Here is a 17,886-nt window from a genome sequence, read left to right on the forward strand (position 1 = left end):
CAATGGAAAGAAGAGTACCAATCACAGTTGAAGAGGCTGTTCGTAAAGTGATGGGATTTGCTCATAACGGCTTAAAGGAGCTACTACCTATTGAATTAGCTTACGGACGTATATTAGTAGAGGATTTAGTAGCTGACCATGATGTGCCGTCATTTAATCGTTCACCGTATGACGGGTTTGCTATTAGAGCAGAAGATACGAATTTAGCAAGTTATGAAACGCCAATTGTATTTGAAGTAGTGGGTGGAATTGGTGCAGGATCGCTATTCGATGAGAAAGTAGGTCCGTTTCAAGCAGTTCGAATTATGACGGGAGCACAGATTCCGAGTGGATGTGATGCGGTTGTTATGCTAGAGCTGACTCGTCAATATGAGGAGGCTGGCAGTAAGTATATGGAATTGAAACGGTCATTCAAAACGGGCGATAATATTTCTTTTCAAGGTGAAGATGCTCGTAAAGGAATGGTTCTTGCAAAGAAAGGAACATACATTAATCCAGGTATTTCAGCTCTTCTTGCTACGTTCGGGTATAGCGAGGTGCCAGTTGCGAGAAAGCCTGTAGTTGGACTATTAGCGACTGGCAGTGAATTACTGGATGTAAACGATTCATTACAGCCAGGGAAAATCCGAAATAGTAATACGTATATGATATTGTCTCAAATCCGAAGAGCAGGCGGAAGAGTAAAATATTTTGGGAAGTTTAGCGATGATTTTTATACGTGTTGTACGGCTGTAAAAGAAGCATTAAGCCAAGTAGATATGCTCATTACAACAGGTGGTGTATCAGTAGGGGATTACGATTATTTGCCAGCTATATATGAAAAATTAGGCGCATCAGTTCTTTTCAATAAAGTTGCAATGAGGCCAGGAAGTGTTACGACTGTAGCGCAATTAAATGGCAAGTTATTATTCGGTTTATCAGGAAATCCATCTGCTTGTTACGTAGGATTTGAATTGTTTGTAAGACCTTGTATTCGAACGTATATGTTTAGTGAAAAAGCACATGTAAAAAGAGAAAAAGCGTTATTAGGAGAAGACTTTTTAAAGCCAAATCCATTTACAAGATTTGTACGAGGAAAACTAACATATAACGAAGGGCAGTTAATCGCTTATCCGTCAGGGTTTGATAAATCTAGCTCAGTTTCTTCCCTAGCAGAGACAAATATATTTATTGTACTTCCAGGTGGTACGAGAGGGTATAAAAAAGATATGTTCGTAGATGTTCTCTTGTTGGAAGATAACGAAGGTAGTGAATGGCCTTGGACATTTTATAAAGTGAGAGGTGATTCTAATGGGACAAGTGCTATTTGAAATTGTAGATATACCGATTGTAGTTGAAGAAGTAACAAATAAGGTTGCAAGAAGAGACGCAGGTGCGATTACAACTTTTATTGGTACAGTGAGAGAATTAACAAAAGGAAAACGAACGCTACATTTAGAGTATGAAGCATATAAACTGATGGCAGTAAAGCAACTTATGAGAATTGGTGAAGAAATTAGTGAAAGATGGCCGGATGCAAAAGTAGCAATTACTCACCGAGTAGGCCGGCTAGAAATAATGGATATTGCGGTAGTCATTGCAGTTTCATCACCGCATCGTAAAGTAGCTTATGAAGCGAATGAATACGCAATTGAACGTATAAAGCGAATCGTCCCAATATGGAAAAAAGAATTTTGGGAAGATGGGACGATGTGGATTGGCGATCAACTTGAAAATACACCATATCCAGCAGGAAAACCGAAGAAGGAAGAATGAGAAAATGATTACAATTTTACTGTTTGCAAATTTGCGTGAGGAAGTCGGATTAGATCGATTCGTAATTTCAGAAAAACAAGAAATGACAGTGCAGCAATTAAAAGAATGGCTCAAAGCAAACTATAGTTTACAATCGCTTGATAGAGTGATGGTGGCTGTTAATGAAGAGTTTGTAACGAATGAAGAGATGATACGAGCTGGAGATATTGTCGCATTCATCCCGCCTGTTAGTGGTGGATAATAAGCGTTTCTTGAAACGATAAGAAGATGCTATATATAAATTCGAATACGAGAAGGGATGAGTTCTATGCTTACTCAAGAACAAATAATGAATGCATTAAAACATGTAGAGGATCCAGAATTACACAAAAGTATTGTGGAGTTAAACATGGTTAGAAATATACAAATGAATGGAACAGAGGTTAAACTTGAAGTAGTGCTAACGATTCAAGGGTGTCCGTTAAAATCAAAAATTCAACAAGATATTGAAGAATCGCTTCACGCAATTGGTGCCTCTAAAGTGGCTGTAACATTTAGTTCTATGACAAAAGAAGAACGTGCAGTCTTAACAGAGAAGTTAAAGAAAAATACTAGAACAGAAACTGGTATGCCAAGCATGCTTCGTCCTGATTCAGGAGTACAATTTCTTACTGTAACGAGCGGAAAAGGTGGAGTCGGAAAATCAACTGTAACAATTAATCTTGCAACAGCTTTAGCTCGTATGGGCAAAAAAGTGGGGATATTAGATGCAGATATATATGGTTTTAGCATTCCAGCTATGATGGAAACGAATCAAAAACCAACGATGATTGATCAAACAGCAATTCCAGTTATTAGTCACGGTGTTAAAATTATGTCTATGGGATTTTTTACAGAAGGAAATAATCCGGTTATGTGGCGCGGACCGATGTTAAATAAATGGATTCAAAATTTCCTTGCGAATACGCACTGGGGAGAATTAGATTATTTACTTCTTGATTTACCACCTGGTACAGGAGATGTTGCTATTGATGTTGCAGCAATGATTCCGCAGGCGAAAGAAATTATTGTTACAACACCACATAATGTAGCTTCATTCGTAGCATCTAGAGTAGGCGTAATGGCAAAACATACGAAACACGAGATTTTAGGTATTGTGGAAAACATGGCTTATTATGAAGAACAAGATGGATCGAAAAATTATCTGTTCGGAAAAGGCGGCGGGGAAATGTTAGCAGAACAATTGCAAACAGAAGTAATCGCACAAGTACCTTTTGCAAAACGTGAAGAAAATAGCGGTTCATCTGTATATGATGAAGATTCTCTTGTTGGAGAAGTGTTTACATCGTTAGCAGAAGATATTATTTATAAAGGATAGAGGAGGAATTTTTTATGGCGTGTAATATCGATCATTCTATTGAAGATGTAATGAATAAGCTTGAGAGCCAAAAGAGTTTTTTATCGGAAGTGATTTTTAAAGAGGTAAAGGGATTTTTGCAAGGTAATCATTCACAGGAAATATTAAATGATGTCTTTCATCTTCTAAAAAAGTATGACTTAGTTAGTGAAGAAGAAAGAGAGACGAGAAATACTCAATTATTGCTGATTATAAAATAAATACGCTTTGGCTTTTGTTTTGTAACAGGAGGGGTAAATGTAATGAATATGAAGAAGATGATTGAAACGATAGAAGCAACAAAAATGACTGATGAAGAATTATCGATTACTCATTTACATCAAAAGCTCGTGAAGTTATATAGTCAAAAAAATGTTGCTCATTATACGGAGTTATTAAAATATATTTTATCCTTATCCGTGCAGCTTGATTTACATTTCGTATTGAAATATTTTGGTGTGCGACCGGTTGTTGCTATAGACGAGCGTATGCAATTTCAAGAGATATTTAAATGTTTAGCTAATAAGGATGATAATGGGGAATGGTTTTTAAATTTCGTTTCTTTATATGTAGGGCTAATTGTAGTTCTTCACTTTGATGAAAAAGTGATTGAGAGAAGTTTTTTCGATGCTATGGTAGTGGGTGAAGGGAATGAAATATAAGGATCTTGCCCATAACATCTTTCTATTTAATAGCTATAATTAGTCTTTTGATTGGCTATGTAAATATGAAGGTAACGAATTAATAAAAAGTGTTCTTCAGTTGTTTCCATCGTTTTTTCATGTTACCATTAAGCGAATTTTTCATAGGGGGAGAAAGCGATGAAATGGATTTATTTTATTATGATTAACGTTATAGCTTTTAGCCTTATGGGGCTTGATAAACGAAAAGCGAAGAAGAAACAGTGGAGAACGCCAGAAAGTACGTTGTTTTTATCAGCAGCAGCTGGGGGAGCAGTTGGAGCTTGGATTGGTATGTATATGTTTCATCATAAAACTCATAAAAAGAAATTTGTTTTCGGCATACCGTTACTTGTTGTAATAACGGTATGTTTATTATTCGTTGTATGAGAAATGTCGAAAGAAATGCAGATTGATTATTGGTAAAGTGAGCACGTGGGAACGTATAATGGAGAAAAAATGAGAAGAGGAGAAAAAGGAAGATGGGGAGTCAATCAGCAGAGCAAAAAAAAGGTATTATATATGCGGCTGGTGCGTATACGATGTGGGGAATACTACCAATCTATTGGAAATGGGTTGAGGAAGTCCCAGCAGATGAAATATTAGCACACCGCATCGTTTGGGCATTCGTGTTTATGTTAATCGTATTAGGTGTTACGAAGAGATTTCGTCAGTTTATTGGAGAGTTCGTGAATCTTTTTAAACGACCTAAATTATTAATGTCGTTAACAATAGCTTCAGTCTTGATTAGCGGAAACTGGTTTGTCTACATATGGGCCGTTAATCATAATCATGTCATTGAAGCAAGTCTTGGCTATTATATTAATCCGCTTATTAGTATTTTACTTGGTACAGTCGTTTTAAAGGAAAAGTTAAACTTTTGGCAATACGTTGCAGTTGGTTTAGCTGGAGTAGGGGTTATCATTTTAACAGTACGTTTCGGGGCTATTCCATGGGTTTCTTTATCACTTGCCCTTTCATTTGGATTATATGGATTAACGAAAAAATTGTTAAACTATGATGCGACAATTGGACTTACGATGGAAACGATGTTAGTGACGCCGTTTGCGATTATTTATTTAGTAATGACAGGAGTACATGGTTTCGGCTCATTTGGCTCGATTTCAATGTTATCGACATTACTATTAATAGGGGCGGGCATTGTTACAGCATTGCCACTTTTTTATTTTGCAAAAGGAGCCCAACTTATTCCGCTTTATATGGTAGGGTTTTTACAATATATTGCACCAACAATTAGTTTGATTTTAGGTGTATTCGTATTTGGTGAACATTTCACATCTACTCATATGATTGCATTTTTCTGTATATGGGTTGCATTAGTTGTATTCTCGGTAGCGAAAACAAAGTTCTTAGTGCAGAAACAACCGAAATTTATAAAAAATAAATCAGCAAAAGTATCGTAATGCGTAGTATTTTCTACGCATTTTTCTTTATACTGATACTATAGGATTTCCATTATAGCTAGTAGGGAGCTGAGAACGTGGAAACGATTTTACATAACGATCCGCTTATGGCCGCTGTAATTTCATGGTTTTTAGCACAATTAACGAAAGTAGTCTTTAAATTATTTAAAACGGGTGAATTTGATTTTGCAAAGTTTTTCGCTTCAGGTGGGATGCCAAGTTCTCATGCTTCAACTGTTACAGCACTGGCGACAGGTGTTGGCGTTGTGGAAGGTGTGGAAAGTACTTTATTTGCAATTGCTGCTATTTTTGCCATTATAGTTATGTATGACGCTTCAGGAGTAAGGCTGGCAGTAAGTAAACAGGCGAAAATATTGAATGAGTTTTTTCACGGTAGACAAACAGAATATAAGAAGTTAAATGAACTTGTCGGGCATACGCCGTATGAAGTAGTAGTTGGTGCTTTATTAGGGATTATTGTCGGAGTAGGATATTGTTTATAAGCAGAGCATCTTATATGTTCTGCTTTTCTTTGTATTCATACATATTCAGCTACTTTCTTGAATATCGTTATACGGATTTCGAAAGGGTGGGTGAGTAACTTGTTATTATATGAAAAAGTGCATGAAGAAATAGCGAGAAGAGCAACTGCACTTCAAACGATGCAACGGCAAGATGGTACGTGGCGATTTTGTTTTGAAGGAGCTCCATTAACAGATTGCCATATGATTTTTTTATTAAAATTATTAGGTAGAGATAAAGAGATAGAACCGTTTGTAAAAAGATTAGCATCACTTCAAACAAATGAAGGAACATGGAAATTGTATGAAGATGAAGTGGGGGGTAATTTATCAGCTACCATTCAATCTTATGCCGCCTTACTCGCATCGAAAAAATATACAAAAGAAGATGCGAATATGAAGCGAGCGGAAAATTTTATTAAGGAACGCGGAGGCGTGGCGCGTGCTCATTTTATGACGAAGTTTTTATTAGCAATTCATGGAGAATATGAATATCCTTCACTCTTTCATGTACCAACACCAATCATGTTTCTACAGAATGATTCCCCCCTCAGTATATTTGAATTGAGTAGTTCAGCACGTATCCATTTAATTCCGATGATGCTGTGTTTAAATAAAAGGTTTCGAGTAGGGAAAAAGTTATTGCCAAATTTAAATCACATTGCGGGCGGGGGCGGGGAATGGTTTCGGGAGGATCGGTCTCCGTTGTTTCAAACGTTATTAAGTGATGTAAAACAAATTATCTCGTATCCACTCTCGTTACATCATAAAGGGTATGAGGAAGTCGAACGATTTATGAAAGCGCGTATTGATGAAAATGGAACGTTATATAGTTACGCAACTGCCTCGTTTTATATGATTTATGCTTTACTTGCGTTAGGGCATTCTCTTCAATCATCACTGATTCAAAAGGCTATAGCTGGGATAACATCTTATATATGGAAGATGGAGAGAGGGAGTCACTTGCAAAACTCTCCTTCAACTGTATGGGATACGGCTTTACTCAGCTATGCGTTACAAGAGGCACACGTTCCGAAAGATCACAAGATGATTCAACAGACAATAACATATTTATTAAAAAAACAGCATACAAAAAAAGCTGATTGGAGCGTACATGCTCCCGCACTTACTCCTGGCGGTTGGGGTTTTTCGGATGTAAATACGACAGTTCCAGATGTTGATGATACAACCGCTGTACTAAGAGTGTTGGCAAGGAGTAGAGGAAACGAAAAGGTAGATCATGCTTGGCAGAAAGGGATTAATTGGGTTAAAGGATTACAAAATAATGATGGGGGCTGGGGAGCGTTTGAAAAAGGTGTGACGAGCAAATTATTAGCAAATTTACCAATCGAAAATGCAAGTGATATGATTACAGATCCTTCCACACCAGATATTACAGGAAGAGTGTTAGAGCTTTTCGGGACATATACGCAAAATGAATTACCTGAGAAACAAAAACAAAGTGCGATAAATTGGTTAATGAATGCACAAGAGGAAAATGGATCATGGTATGGGAAATGGGGGATTTGTTATATATATGGTACGTGGGCTGTTATGACAGGTTTACGGTCACTCGGAATTCCGTCTAGCAATCCTTCATTGAAACGAGCATCTTTATGGCTTGAACATATACAGCATGAAGATGGTGGTTGGGGAGAATCATGCCACAGTAGTGTGGAGAAAAGGTTCGTTACTTTACCATTTAGTACACCATCCCAAACTGCATGGGCGTTAGATGCTCTCATTTCTTACTATGATACAGAAACGCCAGCTATTCGAAAAGGTGTTTCATATTTGCTTTCGAATCCTTATGTGAATGAAAGATATCCTACTGGAACAGGTTTACCAGGTGCGTTTTATATTAGATATCATAGCTATGCCCATATATATCCACTACTTACTTTGGCACATTATATAAAAAAATATAGAAAATAAACCGAGAGATATCTCTCGGTTTATTTTGTTGGGTAGTAGGTCCCTGTTGAAAAGAATAAGGTTGTGCTTCCTTATTTTTCTGTTGACTGGCGTTTTTGACGTGCATCAGCGGCATTTGCACGTGCGTTTGCTTCTAAGTCATTGTGGTCAGCAAGTTCACGAGAGAACTCTACATCAATGCCATCAGTAGCTTTGTTTTGTTTGAAATTTTTTTTGTTCATTCGACACAATCTCCTTGCACTTTATGCGACGTTGCAAAGTTAGTTTGACACAAATAGACTTTTTTATGCAAAGAGGAATTGGAAAGGAAAAAGCCGAAATATACAGTATAAGTAATAGAAATGGGGGATAGGGATGGAGTTTTTAAACGGGAAAACAGCTGTTGTAACAGGAGCTGCACAGGGAATTGGAAAAGAGATTGCAAGGGTGTATGCAAAACTAGGGGCGAAAGTATTAATTAGCGATGTAAATGAAGAGAAGTTACAAAAAACGACACGTGAGTTCTTGGATGAAGGATATGAAGTGAGCTTATATCGATGTGATGTGAGTAATCAAAATGAAGCGAAGTCGTTAATTGAATATGCGGTTCAAAAATTCGGTACATTACATATTTTGGTGAATAACGCTGGAATTACAAGAGATGCCATGTTACATAAAATGGAGAAGTCTTCTTGGGAACAAGTACTGCAAGTAAACTTAACCGGTGTTTTTTATTGCATGCAACCAGCACTTCTTTATATGAGACAACAAGGATATGGAAGAATTATTAATATTTCTTCTATAAGTAGAGAGGGGAATATTGGGCAGGCAAATTATGCTGCAACGAAAGCTGGAGTTGTCGGTTTAACGAAAACGGCAGCGAAAGAAGTTGGAAGTTTCGGTATTACGTGTAATGCGATTTGCCCAGGATTTATGGATACAGATATGACAAAAACGATACCAGATAAAGTGAAAGAAAAGATGGTCGGCGCGATTCCGGTTGGTAGAATTGGAACGCCAGAAGATATTGCGAACGCAGCTGCCTTCTTAGCATCAGAATACGCATCCTATATTACAGGAGAAGTATTAAATGTGAGCGGGGGACTGCAAGTTTAAAGACATACATAATGAAAAGAACCTGACCGGATAGGTCAGGTTCTTTCTCTTTAATTTAAGTTAAGCCAAACGCTCTTCACTTCTGTATAGTTATTTAATGCATAAGATCCCATTTCACGACCAAGACCGGATTGTTTAAATCCTCCAAATGGAGATGCTGCATCAAAGACGTTATAACAGTTTACCCATACTGTACCAGCACGTACTTTACTTGCAACGTAGTGTGCTGTTTTAACATTTTCTGTCCACACACCAGCTGCTAAGCCGAATTGTGATTTATTTGCACGTTCAATTACTTCATCAATATCGTTAAACGGTATAGCAGAAATAACTGGACCGAAAATTTCTTCTTTTGCAATCGTCATTTCATCATTTACGTCAGCGAATACTGTAGGAGAAACGAAGTAGCCTTGATCAAATGGATTACTTCCTCCGCAAAGTACTTCAGCACCTTCTTCAATCCCTTTTTCGATGTAGCCCATTACACGTTTTTGTTGTTCTTCGGAAACGAGAGGACCGATTGTAGTTTCTGGACTTAAGCCAGCACCTTGATTTAATTTTTTAGAGTAAAGGACAAGGTCAGCCATGACATTATCATACATTTTCTTCGGAACAAATAAACGTGATCCAGCAGAGCATACTTGTCCTTGGTTAAACATAACACCAGAAAGTGCACCAGGAATCGCGCGAGATAAATCAGCATCTGGCAAGATGATATTTGGTGATTTACCGCCTAACTCAAGTGTAACGCGCTTTAATGTTTCAGATGCTTGGCGCATAATTTGCTTACCGACTGGAGTAGAACCAGTAAATGCAATTTTATCAACGAGTGGATGATTAACAAGAGCTTGTCCAGCTGATTCACCGAATCCAGGAACGATATTAATAACACCTTTCGGGAATCCAGCTTCTTCAATTAATTCAGCTAAGTATAAGGCAGATAGTGGAGTTTGTTCTGCAGGTTTTAAAACGATTGTACATCCTGTAGCAAGCGCTGCTCCCATTTTCCACATTGCCATAAGAAGTGGGAAGTTCCAAGGGATAATTTGACCAACGACACCAACAGCTTCATGACGTGTATAGTTAAAGTAATCACCGGAAACAGGGATTGTTTGACCAACGATTTTCGTCGCCCAGCCAGCATAATAGCGCATATGCTCAATTGCAAGTGGTATGTCTGCTGCCATTGTTTCACGGATTGGCTTTCCGTTATCTAACGTTTCAAGCTGTGCAAGCTCTTCTTTATGTTCTTCCATTAAATCAGCTAACTTGTACATAAGCCGGCTTCGCTCAGCAGTGCTCATGCGAGACCAAGGACCTTCGTCAAAAGCCATGCGAGCTGCAACGACAGCTTTATGAATATCTTCGCGACCAGCTTCAGAAACGACGGCAAGTGTTTCGCCAGTTGCTGGGTTAGGTGTGTTAAACGTTTTACTGGAAGCGCTTTCAATGAAGGATCCATTCACATATAACTTTTTTGTACCTTGAAGAAACTTTTCTACCTTTTCATGAAGATTTACAGCTAGTTGACTCATTGTATAACCCCCTTGAAAATATAATGTAAACGCAGTACGAGACGGCGTTTATTCCGAAATCAAGGATGTGGAAACTAGATGGAAAGCCTCTAATTAAAATCATAATTAACAAATACTGAAAATTCAAATTTCATTTGTGTTACAATTGTAAAAAATATGTAATGTAAGAAAGTCTTCTATATGATTATAAAAAATCCTGCTTGTTTTTGCTTTCTAGTAGGAAAAACTAGAAGAACAATGGTACAATAATACATCGTGAGAGGAGGGAGAAAAATGAAGAATTATCATGATGATCCACGCTTTCGAATCGCCCATAGAGAAGCGTTAATTGGTCTTGGACTTGCTATTATCAATTTTATAATATGGTACGGATTTGCTTATGGGCTTGGTAGTAAAAATCCAAGTGAATATACATATGTATTTGGTTTTCCAGCATGGTTTTTTTATAGCTGTATCGTTGGATTTATCGTTATGGTTATTTTACTTAGTTTAGTTGTTCGTTTTGTATTTCAAGATATTTCACTCGATGAGGAAGAAAAAAGTGAGGAATAATAGATGAATTGGTATGTAATCATTCCAATGATAATTTCGTTTATCGTTGTATTTTTAATTGGGGTATATGCTTCAAGACGTGTACAAGCGACTGCCCATAATAAATTTTTGCAAGAATATTTTTTAGGTGGGCGTGAGCTCGGTGGTTTATTATTAGCAATGACAATGATTGCTACGTACGGTAGTGCTAGTAGCTTCATTGGTGGCCCTGGTATAGCATACAATATGGGGCTTGGATGGGTATTGTTATCTGCGATTCAAGTTGTAACAGGGTATATCGTTTTAACAGTTATCGGTAAAAAGTTTGCAATTATCGCTAGGAAGATGGAAGCCATTACTCTTATCGATTATTTAAAGGGAAGATATAATAATAAAGCAGTTGTCATACTTTCTGCGTTATGTATTATTATCTTTTTATTTTCAGCAACAGTAGCTCAGTGGGTCGGCGGTGGCCGATTAATCGAGTCGCTAACGGGTCTTTCTTATACAACAGCACTATTTTTATTTACTTTTTCTGTACTTGTGTACGTATTAATTGGTGGATTTCGTGCAGTTGCTTTATCAGATACGTTATTAGGTATCATTATGTTAGTTGGAACGACAATCATTTTAATTGCTACTGTCGTTGCCGGTGGTGGAATTGAAAAGATTATGCAGGAACTTGTTCAAATCAATCCAAATTTAATTACACCATTCGGAGCAGATGGTAGTTTAACAAAATCATATGTGACATCATTTTGGATTTTAATTGGAATTGGCGTTGTTGGTTTACCGCAAATTAGTGTGCGTGCCATGTCTTATAAAAATTCAAAAGCGATGCATCAAGCGTTAATAATTGGGACGATTGTTGTGGGTACCATTATGATTGGTATGCATTTAACGGGTGTGTTCGCACGAGTCGTACTTCCAGGTATAACGGTACCAGATAAAGTAATGCCGCTACTCGCGATGGAAGTGTTGCCACCGTGGCTAGCTGGGGTTTTCTTAGCTGCACCGATGGCAGCGATTATGTCTACAGTAAACTCGTTATTGCTACTTGTAAGTTCATCAATCATTAAAGATATATACGTAAATTACATAAATAAAGATGCGGCAGATAGTACGATTAGAAAAGGGAGTTTATGGATTACTGCTATCGTAGGACTGCTCGTTTATGCAGCAGCAATTAAACCACCTGATTTTTTAATATGGTTGAATTTATTTTCTTTCGGTGGATTAGAAGCAGCATTCATTTGGCCGATCGTATTAGGGTTATATTGGAGGAAAGGAAATGCAACAGGAGCGCTTGCATCTATTTTAGTTGGGGTAAGCTCATATATGTGTATCCATCTTTTCTTTCCAAATCCGTTCGGTATACATACGGTTGTCTTCCCAATTTGTTTTGCGTTTATCGCTTATATCGTTGGAAGTATGAGTGTTGTAAAGAAAACAGTATAGGTTAGTGGGAGAGCGTAGTCCTTAGAGGACTGCGTTTTTTCGTATAAATTTGTTCTTTTTATTCTGTAATCCTGTGAATATTCATAAATTAATAACAATTGAGGGGATGGAGTTGAGGGTGATGAAAAAAGTATTGTTTTTAGGAGACCCGGGAATTGATGACTCTTTGGCAATTATGTATGGATTGTTACATCCTGATATTGATATTGTTGGTGTAGTAACTGGATATGGAAATGTAACGCAAGAAAAGGCGACAAGTAATGCGGCATATTTATTGCAACTGGCAGGGCGGGAAGACATACCTGTTATTAATGGTGCGAAAATCCCTTTATCTGGAGATATTACAACGTATTATCCAGAAATTCATGGGGCGGAAGGTTTAGGACCAATTCGACCGCCAAAAAATCTTTCTCCAAATATAAAGCCTTTTTGTGAGTTTTTTGACATACTTGAAAAATATAAAGGAGAATTAATTATAGTTGATGCTGGTAGGTCAACGACACTTGCGACAGCATTTATTTTAGAAAAAACATTGATGAAGTATGTGAAGGAATATTATATAATGGGCGGTGCTTTTTTAATGCCTGGCAATGTGACACCAGTCGCAGAAGCGAATTTTCATGGTGATCCTATTGCATCACAATTAGTAATGCAAAATGCCAAGAATGTGACATTGGTGCCGCTTAATGTTACATCTGAAGCTATAATTACGCCAGAGATGGTAAAGTACATTACGAAACATTCTAAAACGAGTTTTAATAAATTAATTGAACCGATTTTTACGTATTATTATAAAGCTTATAGAAAATTAAATCCAAAAATAACAGGGAGTCCAGTACATGACGTCGTTACAATGATGGTTGCGGCAAATCCCTCTATTTTGGACTATGTATACCGCCGTGTCGATGTAGATACAGTAGGGATTGCAAAAGGAGAGAGTATTGCTGATTTTCGTCCTCAACCTGATGCAAAAGCTTTAAAGAATTGGGTTTGAATTGGTTGGTCGTTACACTATAAAAAATTCCTCGAAGATTTCGTTAAAATTATGACGTAGACATAATGGGAGAATACAAGTTAAAATAATGGAGATGATTACTAAAATAATCATCTCCATTATTTTGTTTGTAAGAGATAGATAGAGAAGAGCTACACAATAGGAGAGGAATTTTACTTGAAAAAAACTATAGTATGCGCAGTGATTGTGGGTATTTTCGTTTTGCTAATATCGGGTAATTTTTTAGTGAAAAAAGTTTGGAGTTCGAATAATGATGATGCGCAGTATATCGCATCCTTTATTGAAGAACATAAAGATGAAAAAAATAGCGCGCTTCTAGTAAAAAGAAATGATAAAGTCGTTTATTCTGTAAATCCGAATGTTGTATTGCCAGTTGCTAGTACAATGAAATTAATTGTGGCGCTTGAATTTACGAAACAAGTTACGGAAGGCAAAATTGATTCGTCTAGTTTTGTTTCCATAAATGATGTGAATCGGTATTATGTACCGAATACAGATGGTGGTGCGCAAGATAGATGGCAAAGGTATTTGGAGAAGACAGGTAAGATAACTGAAGGAGCGATTTCTTTAGAAGAAGTGGCAAAAGGAATGGTTAAGTTTAGTTCGAATGCGAATGCTGAATATTTAATGGAAGTGTTAGGATTAGATAATATTAATCGGAATTTACAAAGTTTATCGCTTCCAGCACATCAGCCGCTATTTCCAATCGTTTCATCTTTATACATTCCAGGATATTTGCATAAAGAACTACACGTTCCGAAATATAAAATAGAGAAAAAGTTAAAAGAAATGTCTCAAGAGCAATATCGTCAATATGCGATGATTATTCATGAGCGCTTAAAAAAGAAGGGACCATTATTACAGAAGGAAATTCCTCTTTATTTAGAGGAACGTTACGATAAAATTTGGTCAGATCGATTGCCAGCTGCTTCTGCAAACGATTATATGGTACTGCTTCAAAAGGCAAATCATAAGGGTGGACTGACAGAAGCAGAAGAAAAAGTATGGGCTAACATCGTTGAAACAGATATGAGCGCTAAGAAATACCGTAAAACATTTAGACATGCAGGGCAAAAAAACGGCTATACGCCATGGACAGTTACAAAAGCAGTTTATGCGATGGATAAACGGGGGAACTGTACAGAAATAGTGTTTTTAGCAAATAATTTAAATGAGGACGACAGTGCAGAAATACGGAAACATTTAGCAAACTTGCATTTCCAAGTGTTGCAAAGTGATAAGTATAATGCGACTTTTATTAAATAAACTCGGTGCAGAGAGCACCGAGTTTATTTTTGTGTACAAGCACTTTTTTGCTATCTCTGGGTATGATGGGTAGTAATACTTAGGTGAAAGGGGAAAAGGTGATGAAACAAAGTAAAGAAGAGTTTATAAAGAGTGAAGGCGCTGATTTCCCTGGGAAAACATATGTGGATTGTGTATTACAACATGTATTTAATTTTCAACGAAATTACTTATTGAAAGATATGTTTCAAGTGCATAAAGCGCATATTACGATGCTGATGGAAGAAAATTTAATGAAAAAGGAAGAAGCTAAAGTTATATTACACGCGTTAAAAAAGGTAGAGGCAATGCCAGAAGAGCAATTGCTCTATACAGAGCAGCATGAAGATCTCTTTTTTTTAGTGGAACATTTAATTTCTCAAGAAGCAAAAAGCAATTTTGTAAGTAATATGCATATTGGTAGAAGTAGAAATGATATGGGTGTAACGATGTATCGCATGAGTTTAAGACGGTATGTATTACGATTAATGGAACATCATTTGTTATTGCAAGAGAGTATATTGCAACTTGCTGCTGATTATAAGGAAACGATTATGCCAGCTTATACCCATACACAACCAGCGCAGCCAACGACATTTGGTCATTATACGTTAGCGATTTATGATACGATGCAGAGAGATTTAGAACGCATGAAAAAAACGTACAAACTTTTAAATCAGTCCCCAATGGGAGCCGCTGCGCTAGCTACAACAAGTTTCCCAATTAAACGAGAGCGAGTTGCCGAGTTACTTGGGTTTACAAATGTAATTGAAAACTCATATGATGCTGTTGCTGGAGCGGATTATTTATTAGAAGTTAGCTCTTTACTTATGGTAATGATGACGAATACGAGCAGATGGATCCATGACTTCTTACTATTAGCGACGAAAGAATATGATGGTATTACTGTGGCGAAGCCATATGTGCAAATTAGTAGTATTATGCCGCAAAAGCGAAATCCAGTTTCCATTGAACACGCCCGTGCAATTACGAGTAGCGCTTTAGGAGAAGCATTTACAGTATTTCAAATGATTCATAATACACCATTTGGTGATATTGTTGATACAGAGGATGACTTGCAGCCTTACTTATATAAAGGGATTGAAAAGACTATTCGTGTTTTTTCTATTATGAATGCAGTTATTCGAACGATGAAGGTAGAGGAAGAAACGTTGAAAAATCGTTCCTATAAACATGCAATTACGATAACTGATTTCGCAGATGCTTTAACAAAAAACTATGACATTCCATTTCGGCATGCGCATCATGCAGCGAGTGCTATTGCAAATATGTTATTGGAGCAGAAAAAGGAGCTTCATGAATTACATTTGAAAGATGTGAATATGTACTTACAAGAAAAATTTAATATAACTTTATTAGAAAAAGAGTGGAAAGAAATTATATCGCCAGAAGCTTTTATACAAAAAAGAAATGTATACGGTGGGCCGAGTAAAAAAGAAATGGAGCGCATGATTAACAATCGAAAAGAGTCATTTCGACAAGAAGAAGAGGTATTTGAAAAGGAAAAACAGAGAATTTTACAAGCTGAAAATAATTTGAATACGTTAGCTTCGAATATTATTGAATCGTAAAAGAGGAATTTAGTGAATTAATCGCCAATACCTTAATAAAACTATAAATAGAGAGAAGAGATTGTCGATGATTCAATTGCATGTATATGAAGAGATTGTTAATTTTAAAGAAGAGGTTACACCATTTCTAGAAAAGAATGAGCTAGAAAATAATCTCATATTAGGCGTATTACAAATGGTCCACCAACCGATATTTATGGGGATAGCGAAACAAGGAGAAGAAATTGCGGTTGTATTTCTTCAAACAGAAGAGAAGAAACAAATTATTGTTGCTACGTCTGAAATGGCGGAAGAGGACATCGTGGAACTTGCAAAAAAATTAGCGGAAGTATATCCAAATGTTCCTGGATTAATCGGTAATAAGAAAATTGTACAGAGATTAGCCGAAGAGATTGCAGTGTTAGAAAATAAGAAAACTACTGTTGCGATGGAGCAAGGTATATATGAATTAAAACAAGTGAAGAAAAAGTGGAACGGAGATGGAGTCTTTCGAGAAGTAAATAGTGATGAGCTAACATTAATAAAACAGTGGATATACCAATTTTGCGAAGATGTGAATCTTCCTACTACGAAAGAGGAAGCAAAACAAACGGCACATACATTAATTACTAATCATCGTTTATTTGGTCTAGAAGTAGATGGAAAACTTGTTTCTGTAGCAGCAAAAACACGTCCAACTAAAAATAATATAACAGTTAATTTCGTATATACGCCGAAAGAAGAAAGGAAAAAGGGATACGCATCTAATTGTGTAGCGGCACTTAGTCAACGTATGTTAGATGAAGGTTACAAAACAACGACATTATATACGGACCTGGCAAATCCAACATCGAATAAAATTTATCAAGAAATTGGTTATGAACAAATTGCGGAGTCTGTGCTTATATTTTTAGAGAAGTAGAACAAAAAGGCGTGCTAAAATAGCACGCCTTTTTGTTATTCATCAATTCTAATAACCTCGCCTTGAGGGAAGTCTTCGGTTTCTAGTAAGTTACGAATAGCTTTTGCAACGTATTCAGGTGATAATAGCTTTCCTTCTTCTTTTAATGCGATGAATCGATCTAAATTTGTGAAGTCTTCTTTATTTGTTTCACGAATTTGTGCTTGCATATTAGTGTCAACAACACCAGGTGCAAAAGCGACAATTTTTACTGGATATTCCTTTTCCACTTCTTCAGTAGCAACGCATTGTGTAAACATATTTACGCCAGCTTTCGTCGTACAATAAGCGCCCCATCCGAAATAAGGATTTTTTCCTGCGCCAGATGAAATATTTATAACGCGTTTATCTACTTTCCAGTCTTTTGTATATTTCATGAAAGTAGATGTAAGAATCATTGGAGCAAGTAAATTAATGTGAACGTTTGTAATGAATTGTTCGCTTTCAGCTTTTTCAATCGGCTTCATAGGAGCAACTGTACCCGCATTATTAATTAAATGAATAGAAGATACACTGTCTTCTTGAATAGACGAAATGATTTCGTTAAAGTTCGTTTCTAAATTATGTACATCTTGAAGATCTAGAGAGTGGAAAACACAATTGTTATTATATTGTTCTGCGAGTTTCGTAAGCTCTTTATTTTCTCTTCTAGAAATAGAGATGACAGTTGTATTTTTTTCTAACAATTGTGTGGCAATAGCCTCACCTAAACCTTGTGAAGTTCCTGTTATAATAACGTAGCGCAT

General features: G+C 36.7%; 20 protein-coding genes. 17 read left to right on the top strand and 3 right to left on the bottom strand.

The window, feature by feature from the left end; all coding sequences use genetic code 11:
* Positions 1 to 2 precede the first annotated feature (2 nt).
* The 10 genes from moeA (at position 3) to QCI73_RS10110 (ending at position 7,690) form a co-directional block, all read left to right on the top strand.
* Positions 3 to 1,310 (top strand): molybdopterin molybdotransferase MoeA, encoded by a 1,308-nt coding sequence (gene moeA, locus QCI73_RS10065; protein ID WP_353822833.1) that lies wholly within the window; start codon positions 3 to 5, stop codon positions 1,308 to 1,310.
* Positions 1,291 to 1,755, top strand: coding sequence for a molybdopterin synthase catalytic subunit MoaE (gene moaE, locus QCI73_RS10070; RefSeq protein ID WP_327922794.1), 465 nt, complete (start codon positions 1,291 to 1,293; stop codon positions 1,753 to 1,755). The genes moeA and moaE overlap by 20 nt, the downstream gene beginning before the upstream one ends.
* Positions 1,756 to 1,759: 4 nt before the next feature.
* On the top strand, positions 1,760 to 1,996 hold the full coding sequence (moaD, locus tag QCI73_RS10075; RefSeq protein WP_000628477.1) for a molybdopterin converting factor subunit 1: 237 nt from the start codon (positions 1,760 to 1,762) through the stop codon (positions 1,994 to 1,996).
* A gap of 66 nt (positions 1,997 to 2,062) precedes the next feature.
* The gene (locus tag QCI73_RS10080) at positions 2,063 to 3,112 is read left to right on the top strand and encodes a P-loop NTPase (protein WP_000957502.1); all 1,050 of its coding nucleotides are present in this window, start codon (positions 2,063 to 2,065) and stop codon (positions 3,110 to 3,112) included.
* Positions 3,113 to 3,126: 14 nt separating this feature from the next.
* The gene (locus QCI73_RS10085; RefSeq protein ID WP_070806650.1) at positions 3,127 to 3,351 is read left to right on the top strand and encodes a group-specific protein; all 225 of its coding nucleotides are present in this window, start codon (positions 3,127 to 3,129) and stop codon (positions 3,349 to 3,351) included.
* A gap of 42 nt (positions 3,352 to 3,393) precedes the next feature.
* Positions 3,394 to 3,792: a hypothetical protein gene (locus QCI73_RS10090; RefSeq protein ID WP_044793363.1), complete on the top strand. Its 399-nt coding sequence runs from the start codon at positions 3,394 to 3,396 to the stop codon at positions 3,790 to 3,792.
* A gap of 159 nt (positions 3,793 to 3,951) precedes the next feature.
* The gene (locus QCI73_RS10095) at positions 3,952 to 4,200 is read left to right on the top strand and encodes a DUF1294 domain-containing protein (protein ID WP_000871342.1); all 249 of its coding nucleotides are present in this window, start codon (positions 3,952 to 3,954) and stop codon (positions 4,198 to 4,200) included.
* 92 nt (positions 4,201 to 4,292) lie between these two features.
* Positions 4,293 to 5,234, top strand: coding sequence for an EamA family transporter RarD (gene rarD, locus QCI73_RS10100; RefSeq protein ID WP_000535532.1), 942 nt, complete (start codon positions 4,293 to 4,295; stop codon positions 5,232 to 5,234).
* A gap of 77 nt (positions 5,235 to 5,311) precedes the next feature.
* Entirely contained in the window at positions 5,312 to 5,737 is a 426-nt protein-coding gene (locus QCI73_RS10105) for a divergent PAP2 family protein (RefSeq protein WP_000447815.1), read from the top strand.
* Positions 5,738 to 5,836: 99 nt separating this feature from the next.
* Positions 5,837 to 7,690 carry a terpene cyclase/mutase family protein gene (locus QCI73_RS10110; RefSeq protein WP_327922796.1) on the top strand — a complete coding sequence of 618 codons (1,854 nt, stop codon included), beginning with the start codon at positions 5,837 to 5,839 and terminating at the stop codon, positions 7,688 to 7,690.
* 71 nt (positions 7,691 to 7,761) lie between these two features.
* Here the strand turns inward: QCI73_RS10110 and QCI73_RS10115 are convergent, their stop codons facing one another.
* Positions 7,762 to 7,911 (bottom strand): YfhD family protein, encoded by a 150-nt coding sequence (locus QCI73_RS10115; RefSeq protein ID WP_001035808.1) that lies wholly within the window; start codon positions 7,909 to 7,911, stop codon positions 7,762 to 7,764.
* A gap of 133 nt (positions 7,912 to 8,044) precedes the next feature.
* On the opposite strand from QCI73_RS10115, the gene fabG reads away from it, so the two are divergent.
* Entirely contained in the window at positions 8,045 to 8,785 is a 741-nt protein-coding gene (gene fabG / locus QCI73_RS10120) for a 3-oxoacyl-ACP reductase FabG (RefSeq protein ID WP_000395025.1), read from the top strand.
* Between the two features lie 50 nt (positions 8,786 to 8,835).
* Here fabG and dhaS read toward each other — a convergent pair whose 3' ends face one another.
* A complete protein-coding gene (gene dhaS / locus QCI73_RS10125; RefSeq protein ID WP_353822834.1) occupies positions 8,836 to 10,320 on the bottom strand; it encodes an aldehyde dehydrogenase DhaS in 1,485 nt (494 codons plus the stop codon).
* Positions 10,321 to 10,593: 273 nt separating this feature from the next.
* Between dhaS and QCI73_RS10130 the strand changes: the two genes are divergently transcribed.
* The 6 genes from QCI73_RS10130 to QCI73_RS10155 all read left to right on the top strand — a co-directional run bounded on the left by QCI73_RS10130 (position 10,594) and on the right by QCI73_RS10155 (position 17,101).
* A complete protein-coding gene (locus QCI73_RS10130; RefSeq protein ID WP_000800722.1) occupies positions 10,594 to 10,872 on the top strand; it encodes a YhdT family protein in 279 nt (92 codons plus the stop codon).
* Between the two features lie 3 nt (positions 10,873 to 10,875).
* Positions 10,876 to 12,309, top strand: coding sequence for a sodium/pantothenate symporter (gene panF / locus QCI73_RS10135; RefSeq protein WP_262725535.1), 1,434 nt, complete (start codon positions 10,876 to 10,878; stop codon positions 12,307 to 12,309).
* A gap of 121 nt (positions 12,310 to 12,430) precedes the next feature.
* Positions 12,431 to 13,303: a nucleoside hydrolase gene (locus QCI73_RS10140; RefSeq protein ID WP_353822835.1), complete on the top strand. Its 873-nt coding sequence runs from the start codon at positions 12,431 to 12,433 to the stop codon at positions 13,301 to 13,303.
* Between the two features lie 177 nt (positions 13,304 to 13,480).
* The gene (locus tag QCI73_RS10145; RefSeq protein ID WP_327922798.1) at positions 13,481 to 14,590 is read left to right on the top strand and encodes a serine hydrolase; all 1,110 of its coding nucleotides are present in this window, start codon (positions 13,481 to 13,483) and stop codon (positions 14,588 to 14,590) included.
* Positions 14,591 to 14,691: 101 nt separating this feature from the next.
* On the top strand, positions 14,692 to 16,200 hold the full coding sequence (argH, locus tag QCI73_RS10150) for an argininosuccinate lyase (protein ID WP_327922799.1): 1,509 nt from the start codon (positions 14,692 to 14,694) through the stop codon (positions 16,198 to 16,200).
* Between the two features lie 67 nt (positions 16,201 to 16,267).
* Complete coding sequence (locus QCI73_RS10155) at positions 16,268 to 17,101, top strand: GNAT family N-acetyltransferase (RefSeq protein ID WP_327922800.1); 834 nt, start codon at positions 16,268 to 16,270, stop codon at positions 17,099 to 17,101.
* Between the two features lie 35 nt (positions 17,102 to 17,136).
* Here the strand turns inward: QCI73_RS10155 and QCI73_RS10160 are convergent, their stop codons facing one another.
* On the bottom strand, positions 17,137 to 17,886 hold the full coding sequence (locus QCI73_RS10160; protein ID WP_001271053.1) for a (S)-benzoin forming benzil reductase: 750 nt from the start codon (positions 17,884 to 17,886) through the stop codon (positions 17,137 to 17,139).

The sequence above is a fragment of the Bacillus cereus group sp. MG16 genome, from assembly GCF_040459875.1.
GTDB lineage: Bacteria > Bacillota > Bacilli > Bacillales > Bacillaceae_G > Bacillus_A > Bacillus_A paranthracis.

Coding starts and splice junctions, on each gene's coding strand:
- fabG (WP_000395025.1), top strand. CDS start 8,045: ATGGAGTTTTTAAACGGGAAAACAGCTGTTGTAACAGGAGCTGCACAG.
- QCI73_RS10140 (WP_353822835.1), top strand. CDS start 12,431: ATGAAAAAAGTATTGTTTTTAGGAGACCCGGGAATTGATGACTCTTTG.
- QCI73_RS10155 (WP_327922800.1), top strand. CDS start 16,268: ATGATTCAATTGCATGTATATGAAGAGATTGTTAATTTTAAAGAAGAG.
- QCI73_RS10080 (WP_000957502.1), top strand. CDS start 2,063: ATGCTTACTCAAGAACAAATAATGAATGCATTAAAACATGTAGAGGAT.
- QCI73_RS10160 (WP_001271053.1), bottom strand. CDS start 17,886: ATGCGCTACGTTATTATAACAGGAACTTCACAAGGTTTAGGTGAGGCT.
- QCI73_RS10095 (WP_000871342.1), top strand. CDS start 3,952: ATGAAATGGATTTATTTTATTATGATTAACGTTATAGCTTTTAGCCTT.
- QCI73_RS10085 (WP_070806650.1), top strand. CDS start 3,127: ATGGCGTGTAATATCGATCATTCTATTGAAGATGTAATGAATAAGCTT.
- QCI73_RS10115 (WP_001035808.1), bottom strand. CDS start 7,911: ATGAACAAAAAAAATTTCAAACAAAACAAAGCTACTGATGGCATTGAT.
- rarD (WP_000535532.1), top strand. CDS start 4,293: ATGGGGAGTCAATCAGCAGAGCAAAAAAAAGGTATTATATATGCGGCT.
- QCI73_RS10130 (WP_000800722.1), top strand. CDS start 10,594: ATGAAGAATTATCATGATGATCCACGCTTTCGAATCGCCCATAGAGAA.
- moaE (WP_327922794.1), top strand. CDS start 1,291: ATGGGACAAGTGCTATTTGAAATTGTAGATATACCGATTGTAGTTGAA.
- panF (WP_262725535.1), top strand. CDS start 10,876: ATGAATTGGTATGTAATCATTCCAATGATAATTTCGTTTATCGTTGTA.
- moeA (WP_353822833.1), top strand. CDS start 3: ATGGAAAGAAGAGTACCAATCACAGTTGAAGAGGCTGTTCGTAAAGTG.
- argH (WP_327922799.1), top strand. CDS start 14,692: ATGAAACAAAGTAAAGAAGAGTTTATAAAGAGTGAAGGCGCTGATTTC.
- QCI73_RS10090 (WP_044793363.1), top strand. CDS start 3,394: ATGAATATGAAGAAGATGATTGAAACGATAGAAGCAACAAAAATGACT.
- moaD (WP_000628477.1), top strand. CDS start 1,760: ATGATTACAATTTTACTGTTTGCAAATTTGCGTGAGGAAGTCGGATTA.
- dhaS (WP_353822834.1), bottom strand. CDS start 10,320: ATGAGTCAACTAGCTGTAAATCTTCATGAAAAGGTAGAAAAGTTTCTT.